Annotated in this window: 15 protein-coding genes; 11 read left to right on the top strand and 4 right to left on the bottom strand. The window is 47.2% G+C overall.

From position 1 onward, the window contains the following. Window positions 1–72: 72 nt before the first annotated feature. The gene (locus tag ACO9K6_RS06845; RefSeq protein WP_424766794.1) at window positions 73–2,127 is read right to left on the bottom strand and encodes an LTA synthase family protein; all 2,055 of its coding nucleotides are present in this window, start codon (window positions 2,125–2,127) and stop codon (window positions 73–75) included. A 24-nt stretch (window positions 2,128–2,151) separates the two neighbouring features. Beyond that, window positions 2,152–3,297 (bottom strand): THUMP domain-containing class I SAM-dependent RNA methyltransferase, encoded by a 1,146-nt coding sequence (locus ACO9K6_RS06840; protein ID WP_424766793.1) that lies wholly within the window; start codon window positions 3,295–3,297, stop codon window positions 2,152–2,154. A 134-nt stretch (window positions 3,298–3,431) separates the two neighbouring features. Here ACO9K6_RS06840 and ACO9K6_RS06835 point away from each other — a divergent pair, with 134 nt between their 5' ends. After that, complete coding sequence (locus tag ACO9K6_RS06835; protein ID WP_424766792.1) at window positions 3,432–4,061, top strand: O-methyltransferase; 630 nt, start codon at window positions 3,432–3,434, stop codon at window positions 4,059–4,061. Between the two features lie 127 nt (window positions 4,062–4,188). On the opposite strand, the gene ACO9K6_RS06830 is transcribed toward ACO9K6_RS06835, so the two are convergent. Beyond that, complete coding sequence (locus tag ACO9K6_RS06830) at window positions 4,189–5,412, bottom strand: MFS transporter (RefSeq protein WP_424766791.1); 1,224 nt, start codon at window positions 5,410–5,412, stop codon at window positions 4,189–4,191. Window positions 5,413–5,596: 184 nt separating this feature from the next. Here ACO9K6_RS06830 and ACO9K6_RS06825 point away from each other — a divergent pair, with 184 nt between their 5' ends. The 3 genes from ACO9K6_RS06825 to ACO9K6_RS06815 are packed head-to-tail and all read left to right on the top strand — an operon-like array spanning window position 5,597 to window position 8,400. After that, window positions 5,597–6,124 (top strand): type IV pilus modification PilV family protein, encoded by a 528-nt coding sequence (locus ACO9K6_RS06825; RefSeq protein WP_424766790.1) that lies wholly within the window; start codon window positions 5,597–5,599, stop codon window positions 6,122–6,124. Then, complete coding sequence (locus ACO9K6_RS06820) at window positions 6,108–6,602, top strand: PulJ/GspJ family protein (RefSeq protein ID WP_424766789.1); 495 nt, start codon at window positions 6,108–6,110, stop codon at window positions 6,600–6,602. Before ACO9K6_RS06825 ends, ACO9K6_RS06820 begins: the two co-directional genes overlap by 17 nt. A 10-nt stretch (window positions 6,603–6,612) precedes the next feature. Then, window positions 6,613–8,400, top strand: coding sequence for a hypothetical protein (locus ACO9K6_RS06815; protein ID WP_424766788.1), 1,788 nt, complete (start codon window positions 6,613–6,615; stop codon window positions 8,398–8,400). A 122-nt stretch (window positions 8,401–8,522) separates the two neighbouring features. On the opposite strand, the gene ACO9K6_RS06810 is transcribed toward ACO9K6_RS06815, so the two are convergent. Further along, the gene (locus ACO9K6_RS06810; protein WP_424766787.1) at window positions 8,523–12,785 is read right to left on the bottom strand and encodes a DUF5057 domain-containing protein; all 4,263 of its coding nucleotides are present in this window, start codon (window positions 12,783–12,785) and stop codon (window positions 8,523–8,525) included. A gap of 263 nt (window positions 12,786–13,048) precedes the next feature. Here ACO9K6_RS06810 and ACO9K6_RS06805 point away from each other — a divergent pair, with 263 nt between their 5' ends. The 7 genes from ACO9K6_RS06805 (at window position 13,049) to ACO9K6_RS06775 (ending at window position 20,494) form a co-directional block, all read left to right on the top strand. Next, window positions 13,049–14,713, top strand: a complete 1,665-nt coding sequence (locus ACO9K6_RS06805; RefSeq protein WP_424766786.1) for a GspE/PulE family protein — start codon at window positions 13,049–13,051, stop codon at window positions 14,711–14,713. Window positions 14,714–14,727: 14 nt separating this feature from the next. Continuing rightward, a complete protein-coding gene (locus tag ACO9K6_RS06800; RefSeq protein WP_424766785.1) occupies window positions 14,728–15,771 on the top strand; it encodes a type IV pilus twitching motility protein PilT in 1,044 nt (347 codons plus the stop codon). Between the two features lie 2 nt (window positions 15,772–15,773). Next, entirely contained in the window at window positions 15,774–16,982 is a 1,209-nt protein-coding gene (locus ACO9K6_RS06795; protein ID WP_424766784.1) for a type II secretion system F family protein, read from the top strand. A 71-nt stretch (window positions 16,983–17,053) separates the two neighbouring features. Continuing rightward, window positions 17,054–17,524, top strand: coding sequence for a type II secretion system protein (locus tag ACO9K6_RS06790; protein ID WP_424766783.1), 471 nt, complete (start codon window positions 17,054–17,056; stop codon window positions 17,522–17,524). A 103-nt stretch (window positions 17,525–17,627) separates the two neighbouring features. After that, complete coding sequence (locus ACO9K6_RS06785) at window positions 17,628–18,383, top strand: prepilin peptidase (RefSeq protein WP_424766782.1); 756 nt, start codon at window positions 17,628–17,630, stop codon at window positions 18,381–18,383. 16 nt (window positions 18,384–18,399) lie between these two features. After that, on the top strand, window positions 18,400–19,902 hold the full coding sequence (gene pilM, locus ACO9K6_RS06780) for a pilus assembly protein PilM (RefSeq protein ID WP_424766781.1): 1,503 nt from the start codon (window positions 18,400–18,402) through the stop codon (window positions 19,900–19,902). After that, the gene (locus ACO9K6_RS06775) at window positions 19,895–20,494 is read left to right on the top strand and encodes a hypothetical protein (protein ID WP_424766780.1); all 600 of its coding nucleotides are present in this window, start codon (window positions 19,895–19,897) and stop codon (window positions 20,492–20,494) included. Before pilM ends, ACO9K6_RS06775 begins: the two co-directional genes overlap by 8 nt. Window positions 20,495–20,700 lie beyond the last annotated feature (206 nt).

Here is a 20,700-nt window from a genome sequence, read left to right as displayed (position 1 = left end):
AATAATAGAGGACTGTTCGACAGATGTGCAGCAATCTGTTGAACAGTCCTCTTCCTTTGAGATGCATCTCAATCAATCCGATATCGATGCACTTTCGACATCCTTGCCATCACTGCGGTTGACGCGTGCTTCAGTCGAATTCTGCTCCTTAAATCTCTCAATCAAATCGCTCATCACGATCTGATCGGACATGCTGAGCTCAGTACGTGCTTCCGAAACCAACCTCATGCAAGCACTGCTATCGCTAATAGAATTTCCCGAAATACTCCAGCACTTGCCGTTCTCGACAATTCCGTCGGCTGATGGTATGAAGTATATGCTGCCGTCCGTTACGCCCCCGTTACGTTGTACGACCAATTTGTTTTCGAGTGGCTTCTCCGTTATCAGCGGCGTTCCAAGCAAATAGTGATTGGCGGTAGAGATGCCGAGCAAATGCATGATCGTCGGCGTAATATCGGTTTGCCCGCCTATATTGGAATACGTGCCAGCGTGTTCATTCTGAGGCAGATGAACGAGAAGCGGAACCTGCTTTAAAATTATTTGCCGATCGAGATCGCTCAGAGGCTTATTCAAAAAGGCTTCGAAGAGCCCCCAGTCCTTAATGGAATTGTCATGGTCTCCATAAGCGACAAGGATCGTATTATCCCATAACCCCTCTGTTTTCATTCGATCCACAAGCTCGCCAAGCGCAGCGTCGACGTAATGAATGGCTTGCAGATAGTCGCCCATAATGGTCCCTTTTAGCTCACCGACGTTAAGCTTCTGCTCTGTATCCGGCAGCGTATAGGGGTGATGACTAGATAAGGTAATTAGAAAAGAGTAGAAGGGCTGCTTTTGTTCAGAGATTACGTCTAATGTCTGCTTGAAGAAGGATTTGTCTCCGAGCGCCCAGCCAAGCTTTTCATCTAAAGTAAAATGCTTCAGGCTGTAAAATTGATCGTAATTCATATTTCTGTACATTGCGTTCCGATTCCAAAAACCGCCCTCGTAGGCATGAAATACGGAGGTGGAATAGCCGTTTTTTTTCAAGGTTGTCGGCATACAGTCAAATTCATTGGATGCGTATTGGGTAAATACCGAGCCGCTTGATACGGGTTGGAACGAGCAGTTTGCCGCAAAATCGGCATCTGACGTTCTGCCATGCGCGGTTTGCTGATAAAACTGGCTAAAATAGGCGCTGTCATTGATTAGTTGGTTGAAATGGGGCGTAATTTCCTGCCCTCCGATTGATGTGCCTATCACGAAGTTTTGGAAAGCTTCAAGCTGGATCATCAGCACATTGCTATCCGCATAAGCGCCGAACAAATCATCCTGCTCAAGAGCTCTGCGAAGATCGCCGCGCTCTTCCATCCAATGTTTGGTCTCGGAGGTTTGTTCCGCGGTTACTGTTACGGCGTCCAGGTAATTTAGCTTCACATAGCGATAAACGTCGTAGCCGTGAAAGCCGAGAGCTCCCGTCACATTATATATCGATAGATTCCACCAGTTTCCGTCGAAAACACCGAGCGCCCAGGTTCGCTTCGCTTCATTGACATGAGAGAAAACGAGCGACGTTCCAATGGTAAAAATAATTGCGCTCAGCACGATCCTAACAGATGCTTTCCGCCATCCAGGCGCGATTCTTCGATACCGATTCGCATGCCGAAGATCGCCGCGACCGCGCCAAAGCACATAGACAGCGAATGGAATGATAACGATCCAGTCGAGGAATAGAATAAAATCGTTCACGTGCAGCAGCGTGCTAATGCTTCCCCCAAGGGAATCGACCTGGCTGAATTGAAGCAGCACCGGTACGGAAATCAAATCTTGGAAATACCGATAGTAGATCAGGTCGGCATATAACACAAAGGTGGCAATTAGATTAAGGACGATCAGAGCGACTATTCGTCCGCGTGTCGGCAGCCAGATCGTCCAGAAGCTGAAGAGAAGAACCGCTCCTAATTCAATCAGGGCGTCCTTGCTGTTCATTTTCATAGCCGAAGACAAGGCAAGAAATTGTGAAAACAAGTAAAGCTTGCTTATCATAACGATGACGAACAAAAGCAGGTCGACAGCTTTAAGCCGATCTAATTGAACAAGAAGCGATCCCATGCTGCGGCGGACGATGCTTTGTTGATTCGGTAACATAAACGGATAATCCTCTCTGCTGTGCTAACCCCGATTTCCGCGAGGCGGCAGCGGGCCGAAAAATTGATAGTAATCGCATTGAATGCGTCCATTATACAGCTTGCGCTTCTTATCCGCAGGACGGCCGAAATAATGCTCGATCGTCGTGGATGGGCTTATTGCAAAATAGGACCATGTTGGATAATGAAGAGCGGTTAATCCGAATTGGCGCAGGACGGCTTCTACCGATTCGTCATCGCCAAGCCGCTCCCCATACGGCGGATTTGTAATGATAACGCCGTAATCGCCTTGGAGCTTTACTTTAGACACCGGTTGAACTGATAGTTTGATTTCCTTGCCGAAGCCGGCTTTTTTGATGGCAGCCTCTGCAATTTCAATGGCTCCCGGATCAATATCCGAGCCCGCGATCTGCAAAGGAATATCGTCTTTCACAAGATCAAATGCCTCATCGCGCGCTTCCTCCCAGAGCCTGTCTGGAATAAGCGGCCAGCCTTCGCTGTTAAAGCTTCGGCGCAGTCCTGGCGCAATGTTCCAAGCGATCATGGCGGCTTCGATCAGAATGGTGCCCGAGCCGCAGAAAGGATCGTAAAGTGGACGTTCCGGCTGCCAGCGGCTAAGCTGGACGAGGGCTGCGGCCATCGTCTCGCGAAGCGGCGCTTCAGTGGAAACCTTGCGATAGCCCCGCTTGTGAAGGCCATCGCCAGTCGTATCAAGCGTCAGCATCGCCCGGTCATTCATTAGCGTAACTTCAATAACGTAACGTCCGGCGTCCTCAGGAAACCATTCAGTGCCATAGCGTTCAGTCATTTTATTAACAACGGCCTTCTTGACGATGCTTTGACAGGCAGGGACACTTGTAAGCTGGGACTTTTGGGAGCGGCCGTTTACCGGGAATTCGCCATCCTCAGGTATCCAATCCGGCCAATCCAGCGCTTTGGTGCCTTCAAACAGCTCCTCGAAAGTAGTGGCTGGAAACTCGCCCATTTTGATTAGTATTCGGCCTGCGGTGCGCAGCCATAGATTCGTTCTGCAAATATCGATCGGTTCGCCTGTGAAATTGACACGTCCGTTCTCCACCTGCAGGTCGGTATAGCCCAAATCCTTCAATTCGCGCGCGACGACCGCCTCTAGACCCATCGGCGCGGTTGCGATTAACTGTAATTTTTCCATGTGACACTCTCTTTCCATATCATTCTTCGCGTCTGCAAAGCATAAGCTTGTAACCTCACGATCAAAAACATACAATCAAGTATAGGGCAAACTAGGTTACTTTTACAAATTGTAAAAAAGGAGATAGAAAAATAATGCTGCAGAATGAACAGTACGTGGATTCCTTATATGGAGCAGATGCTGATCTCGAGCGTGTGAAGGCAGGTATCGCGGCGAATGGCATGCCTGATATCTCGGTCGCTGCCGGCTATGGAAGATTGCTGACGATGCTTGTAGCCATGACGGGCGCACAAAGGCTGCTAGAAATCGGAGCTCTCGGCGGCTATAGCGGAATATGCCTAGCGAGAGGCTTGCGTGATGGAGGAAGTCTGATGTCGTTAGAGCTGCTGCAAAACTATGCGGATCTAGCGAAGCAGCAGATGGAAGCTGCTGGATTAGGCAATAAAGTAGAGTATATGGTCGGGGATGCGAAGGAGAGCCTGGAAAAGCTGAAGAAAGAGGGAAAGAGGTTCGATTTCTTCTTTATCGATGCCGATAAGGAAGGGTATCCGATTTATTTGGACTATGCAATCATGCTGGCCACGCCTGGAGCAATTATTGTGGGCGATAACATTTTGCTGCGCGGCAGAACCATTGACTCAGACAAAATGGGACCATCCGTGCGCGCGGTCCGTTTCTTTAATGAAACGATCGCATCTGACAGCCGCCTCCTTAGCACCGTGCTGCCAGGCTATGATGGACTGGCAATTGCAATTGTGAAGTAACGATCGGATTGAAATCGAACTAATGATATAGTCAGCTAGCCCAATTCTCCAAAATGGGACGAAAGCGGATGATAGAGCTAAGTCCAGACAAAAGCCGATTAAGACCAAAAGGGACGCAGGAGGAGTACTAAACTCCCTCGCGTCCTTTTTGATTGCCTGGCCGCTTGCGGAGCAGCGTCTGCCATACCCAAACTGCATTAGCAAGCAGCATGGCACCGGATAGCAGGAACAGGCCGTGTATGCCGATCCAGCCGGATAGCGCGCCGCCGGTGATGGGGCCGATCATATTGCCGAGGCTAAGTGTGCTTGTATTGAAGCTGTATGCGCGGCTTTCCATCCCGTCAGGCGTATACTTGCGTATTAATGAATTAACCGCCGGTATAAGCCCGCCGAGAAAGATGCCAAGCACGAAGCGCGCGATAAGCAGCTGCCATACAGTGCCCGCCAGCGCTTGCGGAATAAAGGCAAGCGCAGCGCCGACAAGAGATACGCCGAGCACGCGTTCCGCCCCGATCCTGTCGCTTAGCCTTCCCAGCAGCGGTGATGCCACTAGATTTGAAAGGCCGGTAACCGAACCCACAAAGCCGGCGAAGAAAGCAAGGTTGGCGGTTGTGCCGTGCAGCTCCTGCACATAAAGCGGAATGAGCGTCATCGGACTCATCATGGCGAATTGAATGAGGAAGGTGACCGCGAATAACGCCGTAAGCTCGCGAATGCCGCTTAGCTGCTTAAAGCCTTGAAGGACGGACGCTTGGACGCGCTCGGCCGCCTTCATCCGGTCGAACGGTTCCTTTACGACAAACAAGGCAAGCAGAGAGGCCGCGAATAGCAAGGCGCCCGTCAAATAGAAAATCGGCCGGAAGCCGATCGAATCAGCGAGCAAGCCGCCGATAAAAGGACCGAGTATTGTCCCTGCGATGCCTCCGGATTGAATCGTTCCCATGGCAAAGCCCATGCGGGGCTTGGGCGTGGTTGCCGAAATGAGAGCGATTGATGCCGGATTAAAGCCGGAAATTGTACCATTTAACATCCGAAGCAGCAGCAAATGCCATGGATTCGTAGCAAAGCCCATGAGTACCATCACGATTGCCATACCGAAGCCGGAGCGCAGGAGCATCATTTTGCGGCCGTAACGATCCGCGAGTTTACCCCAAATCGGCTGAAAAATAAAGGAGGTCACAAAGTTTCCGGCAAAAATAAATCCTGCCCAAACACCGATCTCATGCTTATCGGTCAACCCTAAATCAAATTGTAAATATAGCGACAGGAAAGGAATGATCATCGTCATTCCAGCCATCACAAGAAACTGTCCAAACCATAGTACGATAAGATTTTTTTTCCACTGTTCCATGCCTAAATTATAGCATAGGAGCAGGAAGTATCAAAAATGGCTTAATCGAATCATGCCACACTGATTGGATAGGGTGGGGACAGCTCTTTTCATAGATTAAACAGAACGTATGTAGTAAAATAGCGAGATAAGGAAAAATGATAGAAACGTATTCATTCAAGGACCAGATAAAGCAGGTGAACGTATGAAAATGAGAAAAAAGCTTGCATTTGCAGGTGAATCCGAAGCCGGCTTCACTTTAGTTGAGGTGCTCGCCGCCTTCACCATATTATCAATTGTTGCGATTGCGATGACCTCTTTTTTCTCGAATGCACTTACTTATGCCAAAGACAATCAGAGCAAGACGGTTATGGTGAATCTTGCGCGCAACGTTCTGTTTTATATGGAAAAGCAAAAATTCGAACCGATTGAAGCCTATTTTAAGGAAGGGGATCAAGCGAACACCGAGATTTCCTGCGCTGCCCGCGGCTGTGAGGCTGAAAAACTCGTCTCCAATGGGGACCAATTATTCGATGTTTTGACTCCGACAGTTAATGGGATAACCTACACCATTACGATCGAGTATCAAAAAGATATAACCGCTAGATTAGAAGGAAAAATGTCGAATTTTTTACTCCCTATAAACGTAATCGTGAAGCCTCTTAATGGCAGGAACAATGCCCGGGACATTACGATGGTGGAGGGCTACATAACGAATGAAAAAATACGTTAAAAAGCTTCAAAGCGAAGAAGGTTTTACGGTGATAGAGCTAATCGCGTCCATGGCGCTGGTCGCAATTTTTGGAAGTGTGATTTACGGGGTCATTTCGTTTGGCCTTAACACGTACAACAAAATCGAAGTTGAAAATTCATTGCGCGATGAAGCCGATCTGCTTATGTCGTCAATTATTAACGAGCTTTATATGGTGGCGCCAGATAAGATAATTAAACATGTGAACGGTATACAGCTGATCAAAAACGAATCGGCAGCGACAGATGAAATTTATTTTACACAAGGCAGGTTAATGATAGGCGGCAAGGAATTAGCCGATTTGAAATCTGAAATTGGCTCGGAGTCTACTATAACGCTGGTATGCGAAGAAGGTCTGGGAGAGTGCGCAAGCGGCCTCATTGAAATCAGTTTGATTTTGATTCAATCTTACAGCGGAAAATCGCATCAATTAACGTTGGAAAGCAAATTTGGTTTTTAGGAGACACGCCATGATTCGAAACGAACGGGGCTATGCGTTACTGCTCGTTATTTTTATGATTCTTATTTTCACCATATTGGGCGTAGCAATAGCAGGGGCAAGCTTGGGCGGAGCAACGAGAACGGAAACCCGCGAAAATGATGTTCAAAGCTTGCATCTCGCTGAAAAAGCTCTGAATGAGGCCGTCTCATACTTGGTTTCGGAGTTTGACGGCAGGGATGATATCAGCCCGGACGAGCTGGCTGTTTACATGAATAAATTAAAGGATATTCAAAATTTCAGAGATGTGTTAACAACCAATACGGAGCTGAGCGGAGCCAGCGCTCATATAACAGACATCAAAATCGAGGAAGGCAGCATCAAGCACAGCTATGCGCTGACATTGACCTCGGAAGCCGCCGTTAACGGCGTGAAAAGGAAGCTTGAGCAGAAGGTTATGATCGATTCTTACCCGGAGTTTTTGCAATATTCGTACGGATCGGAGCAGGACGTCATTATTAATGGTGCTGTCTACACGATTGGAAAAATGTATGCAGGGCGACACTTGAAAATTTATAACAAAGCAAAATATATTTACAATTCCATAGCTTTGGAGGAGCCAACGCAATTTCCACGCTTGGACGGTGATTTATATATCAGTTCTCGTCATGAGATAAGCTATTGCGATTATATGACCTGCAATGCGGCCATGCCAAGCTCCTATCAAACGCTTCCGGCAAATGACGAAAGCCTTCTAAATAGGCTGCTTGGAATTAAGTATGAAAACATCCGTGATGAGAAAAGTTCCAGCAATTTCGTTTCGATTAATTTAAATGAGTCATTTTTGGACAAAGCAGCCGAAGCGGCGGGAAATGGAGCCGGAACCCGCGATCGTCTCAAACAAGTATTTAATGAAAATAATTTAATTCCATTCATACAGGCTTTGAATAGTGATTTCGGAGTAAGACGGGTTTCGCCTCGTGAGGAGCCGGCGTTTCCCGATTGGGAGAACGAAGAGGAGGTTGCCGCTTATGAAGCAGCACTAAAGAATTACAGAGATAATTATTTAAGCATATTTAATTCACAGCAATCCGAATCGATCATTTTCGACGGGGATCTTAGATTGGACGGCATAGCCTATAAGGGCTTAGTCTACGGAAATGATCTATCGGGCAATGATGCGAAGGCGGCTGGCAAATGGTTTATTGTGAACGGCGATTTGCTGATAGACAACTACAGCTCCGAAGATCTTATTATTCAAGCTAATATTCTTGTCACCGGGAATGTCATGATTACGGGCAAAAAAATAAAGGTGGACAGCACTATAATTAGTCTCGGAGCAGGCTCGGCAGACGGAAAAACCGTCGTTCAGGATGCTGAAATAAAAGGCCTTCAGGTTGCAGGAAAAACGAAGCAGCTCGTGCTCATGTCCAGATCTGATATTTTGCTCAACCGGTTTGAAGCCTTTACGAATTATGGCAGGTATAGTGGAACGAATATAGAAAATAAAAGGCTGGATGCTTTCTTCTATTCCGAGGGTGAAGCCGAATTGTATGGTGTAGGCTCGACCTTTTGGTTGAATGGAGGTTTTTTTGCGAAAAAGAATTTGACAATTAATGCGGTTCTTGGCAGCGTGGAGCAGAAAAGTGATTTATCAGGAATTATCTTCGATAAAACGTTAAATGAAATTAGCGGAACGAAGCTCGATTCGCGTTTTATTATCGAATATAACAGCAATATTTTCGAAGACCAATATTCTGGACTGCCACGCGTGAAGCAAATTAGCGTCCAAATTGGCAGCAAGCAGCTTCAAAAATAAAGTGCCTCAATAGAAGTCCCCTGGAGCTTCGCCAGTCGATGCTCTAGGGGACTTCTATTTCTATTTTCATACAAAAAGAAATAACCTCCGATGCGCAGCAGTGCGACCGGAGGCTGGGAAATTTAGTATCTGCCGAATCCGCCGCCTGGTATTTCAGGATTGACAGGCGGCTCGTCAGGACGCATAACGATAATCGTTGTGCGTGCCGTCAGGGCGGGATCGTGGCTGTAGGTGACGGTAATCGTTGAGGAGCCTGGCTTTAAACCTTTAATAGCGCCAGTGCTTGGATTTACACTGACCGTCTCGTTATCGCTGCTTTTCCATGCAAGAGAGCTTTGAATATTGGTTTTGCCTGCCGCAGGGCTGGATTGCAACTCGTCCCACAAGCTCATCGTTTCATTCAGATCAATCGTCATCGTATTGTACAGGTAAAGCGATACTGGATTCACGGTGACTTCAATTGGTTCAGAAGCATAGGTTCGCCCGCCTTTGGTATTTACAGTTACAATGACATTGACCGAACCGGCTCTTATGCCCTTCAGCTCTGCCGATGTATCCGTCTTATTGATTAGCTGCGCATTGCTTGATCCGCCTGTTATACGCCATACTACGCCGTCGTCAGAAGCTATGGGATCATTGTTTGCCCATTTTATATGAGCAGACAATGGAATAACGGTTCCCAAGTCTACTTCTTTCCGTCCCGTTATAACTGGCTTAGGTAATGTAACGTATACGATTGCGTTTTTGCTCAAGCCGCTGCCGTCTGCCGCCGTAACGGTAATCGTCGCTTGTCCGGTGCCTTCGCCTTTGACCGTTCCATTTTGATCTACAGAAACGATATTCGGGTTATCCGACCTCCATGTGATTGATTTATCGGTTGCATCGGCAGGAGTGAATGCAGGCGTCAGCTGCGCGCTTTGCCCCAGCATAAGCGTCGTGCCGGTCAAGTCGATAGATGTGAGCTTTTTATATACGGTAATTTGCTTCGAGGCCGTATATTCTCTTTTTCGATTCGTTTTCGGATCGATTTGGTTCGTCGTCACTTTTAGTGAGATCGTCGCCGTTGCGGTATTCATACCGCGGACAGTCGCGGTGTTGCTGCTTGTTCCGTTTAAGCTGACATTCGCGCCGCCAGAACCTATACTCCAGGCATAAGTTTCAATCTGCTCGTAATCTGCCGTAATTAGGCTTGAAGTTAAGCTAATCGACTCATGGACGGACACCCGGTCCGGACCGTTAATGTTAAGTCCTGCCGTGATGACGGTTATTTTGGCTCGTGCCGTAATACCGCTGCCGTCGGTAGTCGTTGCGGTCAAGGCTGCGGTTCCGGCTGCAATCCCTTGAATGATGCCTCTGCTGTTTACCGTGACGATATCAGGACGATCAGACACCCAGGTGAGCTGTTTTTTGGTTGCAGTATCGGGCTTAATAATCGTTTCGGTTTCCATCGGCCACTGGTCACCGATAAGAATTGTTTTGTTATTAATCGTAAGCTCCTTGATCTTTGTAATAGCCTCCAAGATATAAGGAGGGAACTGCAGCGTCATTGATGTCTGGCTTCCGATATCTTTGTAAGCCAGTGCAGCGTTCATTAAAGAATATGCAGGATTGTCCTTCTTTGGCGTTACAGGAATCGTAAAGCTTACCGGACTAGCCGTATATTTATTGTCCGACAGACGGTAAGGAATATCTGCCAGCGTACCTGACACCGTAAAGCCCGTTTCCAGATTCCCTCTCTTCGTAAAGCCGGATGGCAGCGTGCCGATTTCAAGATCCGGAGGGAACTGCTCCGTAAACGTTAAGCCGGTAATCTTCATTCTGTCTGCTGCGAGCGCATCATTTTTGTCGATGGCCTTTGGCGTTATCGTATACGTAAAGGCGGCCGTGTCGTTCGTTTCAATTTTATTCTCTACCACATTGTCGGATACGGTACGGCTAAGCTCAAGATTAGAGGTTACCTTCACGATTTTAACGTTGATTTCCTTGCGGGCTTCGGCCCCTTGCGCGTCGCGGACTATGATTTCAACGGTCAGAAGGCCGCCTTCCGGCATCGGGTTAGCAACCTGGTGATTCATCGTCGTTCCCGACAACACTTTCTCGCTCGTCAATATCGGTACAGTCGTTCCGCTGTATTTCAAATTGATCGATGTTGTAAGCTGCCGGTCGTTCAGATCGAAATCATCGATTTTGTAATTGATCAGGATGTCGGAGTAGGACGGGATAAAATTGTTTTCCGTCTGATTATATTCGATCGGACTGTAAACCGTTAATTGAGGAGCGTGGTTCGAGCCCATATAAGCTCTGTACATGGTATTGACGAAAAGCTGCTGCTCCCAATCCGGAAAATTGCTGTTCGTGTGCCCAGAGCCGGAATAGGTGACGTTTCCTTTGGAATACGTGTAGTAATGATTCCAGCTGTCGCCGGCGGTGCGGTAGCTGCTGTCGGTCATGTTGTACCAAGGAATAACGGCCGGATCCTCCAGGTCAAGCGTAAAGTATTGATTATGTGTCGTTGCCACACTCGTGCTGTTGCTCAATAGAAACGGGAATTGTGTCAAAAGCCCGTCGTTTACTTTTTCCGTTTTCGTTGATTTCACCGGACCTCCGAAACCCATATCGGTGCGGGGCGCAATCTGGCCTGTAACGGTCTGGAACTTGTTCAACCAGTTCCGGCTTTGCGAATTGTTGTTCACATAGATGGTATCATGCGTGAACATGACGCTTTGACCGGTGCCGATGAACGTTTGGACGGCAGCCGCGGCCTCTTCATTAATCGGCGCATAGTTATTGTACTCATCTCTAAAACCAAAGATAAGCATGTCATATTTTCCGTTCAGCGTTTGGTACCCCGTGCTGTTAAATGTCGTAATCGGCATCGGATCGATCTGTATGCTGTAAGCATCCTTATTATTCCCATCCGTAGGAGCCAAGTATTGGCTATTGATATTAGTCGACTTTGTAAGATCGCTGTTCGAGTTGTTTTGCGGCATAACCTGCAGCACTTTAATATGTATTTTCTCGTCCTGGAACCGGTAGACGCCGGTCTTGACATCCTTTAAGGGATTGCTGAAGTCCGTTAATTCCAGCTTCCAGTATTGCAGGCCCGAGAAGCCTCGGGGCAGCTTGTACGTTAAAGTTCCGGTATCGCCGGTCACCCTTTGAGTCGCTACCAATTGCTCGACCTCGAAAGGGACGGCGCTGTCCATTCCGATGTACAGATTGACATTAATGTCTTTCGCACTTATATCCCCTAAATTGTCGACGGCATATTTAAAGGTTAACATGTCGCCGGCTGTGTATTTATGATTGGAAGAGGAGGTGTAGCCGATAGGCTGTTCGATCAGCGACAGCAGCGGTCTAAGGTTTCCTTTGACGAGCAGGTTTATTTGGCTTACGAATGCATTCGTGCTGGACAGCTGTGCATCATTTACGAAAATAACATTGTTTCTTCGATTGCCATCGGAATTGTATTTGGCGAAATTCTTTTTCAGCAAAGCTTCTTTCTCCTTGTGATTACCGCTCCATAAATCCGCTTGAAATTCGATACCCGCATTTCGGCTTATATCGCTGTAAAGAATGACGGGCAGTCCTTTATCTACGAATTTCGTAATGATTTCCGATGCTTTCAATTGCGTGATGTCGTTCTGCTTATCTTTGGTTTGATGAGCGGACGCTGTAGCGGTTTGCGTTGGGAGCGAAATATTATAGGTACCTCTTCCGATGTAAATCGCATCGTATTTGCCATCCAACTGCTCCCGGGACGCAACGAACTGCTTCATGCTATAGGTCTTAATCGAGATGAGCGATTGACCGCCGATGAGCGGTGTCAGATCCGAAGCGCCTGTCTCGGTAATCTCGAGCACATTAACGGTTGGACGAAGATGCAGCGTGGCGAGCTGGAATTTTTGATTGTTATTTGTTGTTTTTGAATTTGCTTTTAGGACGCCGGAACTCACCTCAACGTAGCGTTTTGCAGAATTGATTTCATTAACTGTTCTAAAGGATACGGTTCCATCCGTATTATCTATTCTTTCGAATTTTTCCTTGGAGGATGGCGGCGATTTGGAAAGCGCTGCTAGCTGGTAACCATTATCCGAGGAGGAATAAGATAAATATTTGCCGCTGATTTTGGACTTGATGGAATAAATATGGTTTCCATGATCCTCAAGCTCGAGCAGCTCGTTGAAGAAAACATGATCAGCCGCTGCGGTCACAGCATCGTCTTTTATGGAGACGTACTTCGAATTGTAGCTGAGCGTAACAGCTGTCAGATTAACTGCAGCTTGGATTTGTTTTGGCGATGCTCCTATGTATGTAAAAATCATGGCTAAAACTGTTATAGATACGAGTATGGAAACTCTTCGCTGCCATAAAGAAATCTTCATATATTACTCCTCCAGATAAAAAATCATTAATGTACCGATTCTATATACCTATGAGATAGCGAAAGGTGTTGAAATTTGCTAGCTGTAGGATATAATCAGTTTATGTGACAGAGTGTCCACTTGCAAGAGATTTTGAATTTCGATTCCATAAAAAGTTTATTAATCCACAATTTTCATGTCGAACCTTTGATAGTTCTTTAGGACTATGAATTTTGAGACTAAAGAATCACTTTTTGCTAAGGTTGTAGATTGGAGGTGAAGCTGTGGCGGTTATCAAAAAAAGATTGGGAGATTTACTGGTTGAGAGTTTGCTAATCTCTAAGGAGCAGCTTCAAGAAGCGCTAAAGGAGCAAAGTAAAACTAAACAAAAGCTTGGCGACCTGCTTATATCAGAAGGCTACATCACTGAGCAGCAATTAATTGAAGTTTTGGAGTTTCAATTAGGCATTCCTCACGTCAGTCTGTATAAATTTCAAATCGATCCGGCGATTACCCAAATTATTCCGGAAAGTTTGGCCAGACGTTACCAAGCGATACCGCTGCAGAAAGAGGGCGGCAAGCTCATGGTCGCGATGGCGGATCCGCTTGATTACTTTGCGATCGAAGAGCTGCGCATGAGCACGGGCTTCCGGATCGAACCGGCAATTTCCAGCAGAGACGAGCTGCAGCGGGCCATTACCCGTCATTATGGCTTGCAGGATTCCATGAACCAAATGCTGGTCGATCTTTCGAATACGGATGAGATTAGTGAAACGGAAATCATGGATGAAGATTCGCCCGTTGTCAGGCTGGTCAATCAAATGATTCAGCAAGCGGTTCAGCTTAGGGCGTCCGATATTCATGTCGACCCTGGCGAGATGAATGTTTCCATTCGTTACCGCATTGACGGGTTGCTCAGAACGGAGAGAACAGTTCCGAAGCAAATGCAGGGCTTTATAACGGCAAGACTCAAAATTATGGCTAAACTTAACATCGCAGAGCGAAGATTGCCGCAGGATGGACGGATCAAAATGAAGGTTGATTTCAAGGCAGTAGACATTCGCGTGTCTTCACTGCCGACCATTCATGGGGAAAAGATCGTACTCCGGGTACTGGACCTCAGTACGGGCGTGAAGGCGATCGATCAATTAGGCTTTAGCCGGCACAATTTGCAGTTGTTTAAGGACATGATCGACAAGCCTTATGGGATACTGCTTATTACCGGGCCTACAGGGAGCGGCAAAACGACTACGTTGTATTCGGGACTTCAGCATCTCAATCAAGAGGATTCGAACATTATTACGATAGAAGATCCGGTTGAATATCAGCTGGAAGGCATCAACCAGGTGCATGTCAACCCGAATATCGGACTTTCTTTTGCCGCTGGCTTAAGATCGATTCTCCGTCAAGATCCGAACGTGGTTATGGTAGGTGAAATACGCGATACTGAAACGGCTGAAATCGCGATTCGTGCTTCTTTGACAGGTCACTTAGTGCTTTCTACCTTACATACGAATGATTCCGTCAGTACGATTACCAGATTCCGCGATATGGGAATCGAGCCATATTTAATTGCCTCCTCGCTTTTGGGTGTCGTTGCGCAGCGTCTGGTGCGGCGGATTTGCCCCGATTGCAGAGAGCAGTATGATGTTCTGGATCAGGAACGGATCTTTCTGAAAAACCGCTTTGTGGAAACGAACAGGCTGTTTCGCGGCCAGGGCTGCGGAAGCTGTAATAATACGGGGTACCGCGGCAGGGTAGCGATTCATGAGGTGCTGTACATTGATGATGAGATGCGCGAGCTCATTTCAAACGGGGCAACTGTTCAGCAATTACGTGCAGCAGCATCGAAGCAAGGTATGATTCATTTGATGGACGACGGCCTGGAGAAGGTGACGCGCGGAATGACGACGCTGCAGGAAGTGCTGCGCGAGACGATCGTGCATTAAGCGAGGGTATAAACATGTCAGCAAACGATAAAATAATAAGCTTGCTTAAGCAGGCTTTCGAACAGAAAGCATCCGATCTTCATATTTCGGTCGGTTCAGCGCCATCATTGCGCATTAATGGAAGCCTTGTACGAATGGCGTTCGAGCCAGTGCTTGCAGAAGAGGCTGCCGAAATGGCACTGTCTCTGTTGGATGGTGAACAAAAGAGGAATTTCCAGGAAGTCGGGGAGATTGATTTCTCTTATGCGATTTCAAGCCATTCCCGTTATCGGATTAATATTTACCGGCAGCAAGGAAACGTCAGCCTTGCGGCCAGAATGATTCCGGCTGAGATTCCAACGCTTGAGCTGCTGCATCTGCCTGCGGCGATCGCGTCGCTCGCGGACAAGCCGCAAGGACTGATTCTTGTAACGGGACCGACCGGAAGCGGAAAATCATCAACCTTAGCTGCCCTTATCGGTTTTATGAACCAAACGCAGAAGAAGCATATTATCACGCTTGAGGATCCGATTGAGTATGTGCATAAGAGCGAGTCATCGATCATTGACCAGCGTGAGGTGGGAAGCGATACCCGCAGCTTCGCGAATGGTCTGCGCGCTGCTTTAAGGCAGGATCCTGATGTTATTCTCGTCGGAGAGATGCGGGATCTTGAAACGATCTCGGCTGCTGTTACGGCTGCCGAGACAGGGCATCTCGTGTTGGCAACGCTGCATACGACCGACGCGCCTCAGACGATCGACCGCATTATAGACGCATTCCCCGGTACGCAGCAGGCACAGATAAGAGCGCAGCTTGCCGCCGTGCTCGTTACCATTATTTCGCAAAGGCTGCTTCCGAAGACGGACGGGCAGGGAAGAGTCGCCGCTACCGAAATTTTGGTTAATACACCAGCGGTCGCCAATTTGATCCGTACCGAGAAGGTGCACCAAATTCGCAGCGTGATGCAGACGAGCCGCGCTTTAGGCATGCATACGCTGGACATGTCGATCAAGGAGCTATTGCAAAAGAGTACGATCGATCCGGCATTGGCGAGATCCTATATGGCGGAAGGAGGTTAATAATGCCGCAGTATATGTATCAAGTCAGGAGCAAAAACGGCCGGATCATAAAAGGAAAGCTGTCCAGTATGGACAAATCGTCGGCCGTGGAGGAGCTCCGCAAGCGAGGGTTAACGGTATTGTCTGTTAGCGAGCTTCGAAATTCATGGCTATCCGCCGATATTTACATTGGAAATCCTGTGAAAGGTATTCATTTTATTATATTTTGCAGGCAGTTCGCTACGCTTATTCGCGCCGGAGTAACGATCGTCGAATCGACGGCTATTCTGTCGGAGCAGACGGAAAGCAAGCCATTAAAAAAAGCGCTGATTGATGTCAATTCCTCGCTTCTTCGCGGAATCCCTTTCTCTCAGGCTGCCCAGGAGCATAAGAAAATTTTTCCGCCGATGTTCATCAGTATGGTACGCGCGGGAGAAGAGACCGGTGATTTGGAGGGCACGCTTGACAGACTCGCCGTGTTTTTCGAAAAAGCACACACGACGAAGGAGAAAATCAAGTCTGCCATGACCTATCCAATCGTGGTTGGCATTATGGCGATTGCCGCCGTCATCTATTTGCTTCAGGGTGTCGTACCGCAGTTCGTGACAATGTTCGAATCCTTCGATGCCGAGCTGCCGTTCATTACGCAGGTCGTATTATCGCTAAGCAACAGCATTTCTAACCAATGGTACATTTGGCTGTTAACGGTTATTGCCATTTTGCTTGCTTTTCAGATGACCAAGCGGTCGAAGCGAGGCAGCTATATGATCGATTATGCAAAGCTGAAAATTCCGATTTTCGGCAAGCTGCTGCAAAAGGGAGCAATCGCGCAAATGACGCGGACGCTGTCATCGTTGTACGCGAGCTCGGTACCGGTGCTGCAGTCGCTTTCCATTGTGGAAGAGGTTGTCGGCAATAAGGTGATCGGCGAAGTCATTCGCAAATCAGGTGATTCGCTGCGGCAGGGCACTCCTTTGTCCGACCCGCTCAAGCGCTCATGGGTATTCCCGCCGCTGGTTACGCAGATGATCGCGGTCGGAGAAGAAACAGGAGCACTTGATCAGATGCTCTCCAAGGTGGCTGATTTTTACGAGATGGACGTCGACAATACGGTGGATCGTCTGAAAGCGTTAATTGAGCCGCTATTAATTGTGTTTTTGGCTGGCATTGTGGGATTGATCGTCATGGCGATCATGCTGCCGATGTTCAGCCTGTATTCAACCGTTGGATAAGCGAAGATGTTGTGATTAAGATCATCTAACCGCCGCTATTCATATATAATTTGTTTTTAGGAGGAATTACAATGCAAATGGTTTTAAAACGTCTCAAGAAAGAACAAAAAGGTTTTACATTAATCGAGCTATTGGCTGTTATCGTCATTTTATCTGTCATCGCGGTTATCGCGGTTCCATTGGTAGGCAATATCATAGATAACACGAAAGAAGATGCTGATGTTGCTACGGCTCGTCAGGTGTATAATGCAGCTCGTTTATATGTTACTGCTGAGCAAGCGGGTGATTTTGCAGACAAAAAGATTCCTGTTGTTGGAAATGAAACTGATGGTTTAGTAGGCAAAGGCTATCTGGAACAAGGTATTCTATTGCCGAGTACCAAGGCCCCTATTACAGGAGGCACAGTTACTTTTAATGTAACTGGTGCTTTAGTATCGGTTACCCTTACTACAGGTACTGAGGATGAAGTAGCTGAGGGTGCTTCGACTGATACTAGCAAATATTATGCAGCTGCCGATGTTCTGACAGGTGGTCAAGAATAAACAAGATTAATACATCGGGGAGAATAATGACTAATTTTGAATAACATTATTCTCTCAGCATCAGCTATAAAGAAATAATATGTTTACATGAAAGAGAACAACTATGAACCTGTTTATCTCCATCTACCTTTTTATATTAGGCCTTATTTTAGGCTCCTTCTTTAATGTTGTTGGACTGCGGGTACCGGTGAAAAAATCGATTGTGAGCCCGCCGTCGCAATGCGCGCAATGCGGCAATCGTTTGAAAGCAAGAGATTTGATTCCTGTCGTTAGCTGGCTGCTGTCGAGAGCGAGATGCAGACATTGCAGCGCTCCTGTTTCTTCGATGTACCCGCTTGGAGAGCTGGCTTCAGGCTTTTTATTTTTATGGATGTATCTGACCTTCGGATATACGTGGGAGACATGGATTGGACTGCTGCTTATCAGCTTGGCTGTCATCATTACTGTTTCCGATTTGAAATATATGCTTATTCCTGACCGGGTTCTGCTTGCCTTTGTACCGCTATTCATCGTTCTTCGTATTATTTTTCCGATTGGCTCTATTTGGCAGCATATGTGGGGAGCTTTGCTGGGCGGCGGTTTATTGTTATTAGTCGTAGTTGTTTCCCGAGGCGGCATGGGCATGGGTGATGTGAAGCTGTTTGCGCTGCTTGGCTGGGTTATAGGATTTCCAAATTTAATATTGGCTTTTTTACTTGCATTTCTGACAGGCACATTAGTCGGAGGGGCACTGTTGTTATTTGGAATTGTGCAAAGAAAGCAGCCTATTCCCTTCGGACCGTTTTTAGCTTTTGGCGCAATATTGGCCTTCGCCTACGGTGCGGAGTGGATACCGCTATATTTATCCTTATTCAATTAGCAGGGTGTGATGATGAATGTTTGCAAGGGCCGATCATATTGGATTGACGGTAGATCATACGGGGGTTCGTTACGCTAGGGCAAAGAAAAAGAAGACATGGGAAATGGAAAGCTACGGATATATGCCCTTCGAAGCCGGTTGGATCGAGGACGATCATTTCACTGCTGTAGACGAGCTTAGCAGCAGGCTGAAGCAGTGGGTCAAGCAAGAGAAGCTGATAGGCACGGCGGTTACTTTGTCGGTTCCTACTTCACAGGTGATCATACGCAAGCTGCAAATCGAAGCCTCCAACCCGAAGGAGCTAAAGCAATTAGTCGAGCTTGAAGTAGAGACCACGCTTCATCTGCCGTTCGAAAACCCTGTGTACGACTATATCAATGTCAGCGCAAAAGACGGGTATTATGATGTGCTCATATTTGCTTCTCCGCAAAAATGGATTTTGCAATGTGTCGAAGTGTTGGAGAGCGCAGGGCTAAAGGTAAGGCATTCGGAGCTGGCCTCCTCAGCTTTAGCCAGAGCAATGCAAGAAGAACGGCCTGCTCCGCTTACAAGCGCAATGCTTATAAATTTAGATAAGTCGAATACTGAAGTTTATATGTTCCACAACGGATATCCGGTATTCATGAGGGTCATGAACGAGTACGAGCAGCTTACGATAGATGAGGAAGGTTTGTCGCCCGAGCTGATTGCAAGCATGAATGCCGAAGTTTCGCGCCTGTTAAATTTTTATCAATACAGCATCCACGAAGGACAGTCCCGGATTACTCATACAACGGTAACGGGCAATATAAAAGGCAGAGATCAGTTCATCTCGGAGTTTCGATTATTGCATCCGGACATGCAGGTGGATACGTTTGATTTCGGCTCGGGCTCCGGCAGCAAAAACGACGTTAATGAAGACGAGTTCCGCATACCATTCGGCTTAGCAATCAGAGAAAGCAAATCGAAGGAAATTAATTTACTGCCGGAGAGGGTAATAAGCAAGCAGCTGCTTTCGGCACAGCTGCTAATTGCAGGGGGGGTATGGCTGCTTTGCTTCATTGCAATAATTTTTCTCTACACGAACAGTCAGTCCAAAATAACAAAACAGGAGCTGGCAGCGCAGGCGTTAATGGAAAGCAATGCAGCGCTTGAGGAGCAGCTCGTTAGCTTGAATCAGCAAAACAAGACGGCTACAGATCCGGAGTCGGTCATTAAAAGCATCATCGAGAATCGGCAGGATGCTGTCTTTGTTTTCGATTATTTGTACGACAAGCTTCCACCCGGAGCGGTTATCCAGACGGTGGAATACAGCAAGCCTGGAGCTGTTGCTCTTATCGTTAAGTTTTCGGATATGCAGCATATCGCGGACTATTTGCATGAACTGCGCATTATGCCTTTTTCAGGCGGAGCGCTGCTGCAAGGGTTTTCCGGTACAGACGCGGAGTGGACCGCGCGGTTTCAGATGAAGTGGAAAAATGAGCAGGCGGCGAAAACAGAAGAACTGCCGCAGGAAGAAGGTGCGTTGTCTAATGGATAAAAGCAAAAGCCATTCGCTCCCTTTCCTTGCCGTCATCGGAATGTTTCTTGTTCTGCTTGTCGTTTATTTCGCGCTGCTGCAGCCCTCTTTCAATCAATTAAGTGAGAAAAAAGATGAAGTAGCCGGACTAAGAGATCAAGCTCATTTAATAGAAAGAGCTTTAGGCAATAAGATAGAAAAAGGACTCCTGTCCGATGAGCTGCAAGCCGCTCTGCCGCTATGGGATAATTCCGAGCAGCTCGTTGTAAGTATGAAGGAAATCGCTCAAAGCAGCCAGACAAAGCTTAGCAGCATGTCCTTCAGCATTTCGGACAGCAACCAAATTCAAGCTCTAGTAGGCGGCACCGAGCCGCTTTATCCGGACGTGAAGGAAATAAAGGCGCAGGTCATTGTACAAGGCAGCTACGATCAAATTCGAAGCTGGCTCGTTCAAGTACAGAATCTTCCCCGGCTTATTGTTATCGATTCGGTCCGTTACAGCATGGCGGTAAGCGGAACAGTAGCCGCGGAAATCTCATTCACCGGTTATTTTGACTCAAGCTATGCCTATCTGCTTGAAAACCCAGTTTTCCCGACAGCCGCTGAACAATGATACATTAGGAGTGGAGACAGCAAAAGCAAGAGTGCGGGCATACGAAGGCAATATTGGCCGAGTATGCTCGTTCTTTTAGATATATTTTTCATCCCTTCTTCATGCAAGAGCTGGTTGATTGTCATACTATTGTCATAGGAAGTCGATTAGTGACGGTTGTTAGGTAGAGGGAAAAAGGGCATAATGGAAGCATAGGAAAATACATA

The organism is Paenibacillus praedii (genome assembly GCF_049725345.1).
Classification (GTDB): Bacteria; Bacillota; Bacilli; order Paenibacillales; family Paenibacillaceae; genus Pristimantibacillus.
This window is presented reverse-complemented; position numbering and strand designations above follow the sequence as displayed.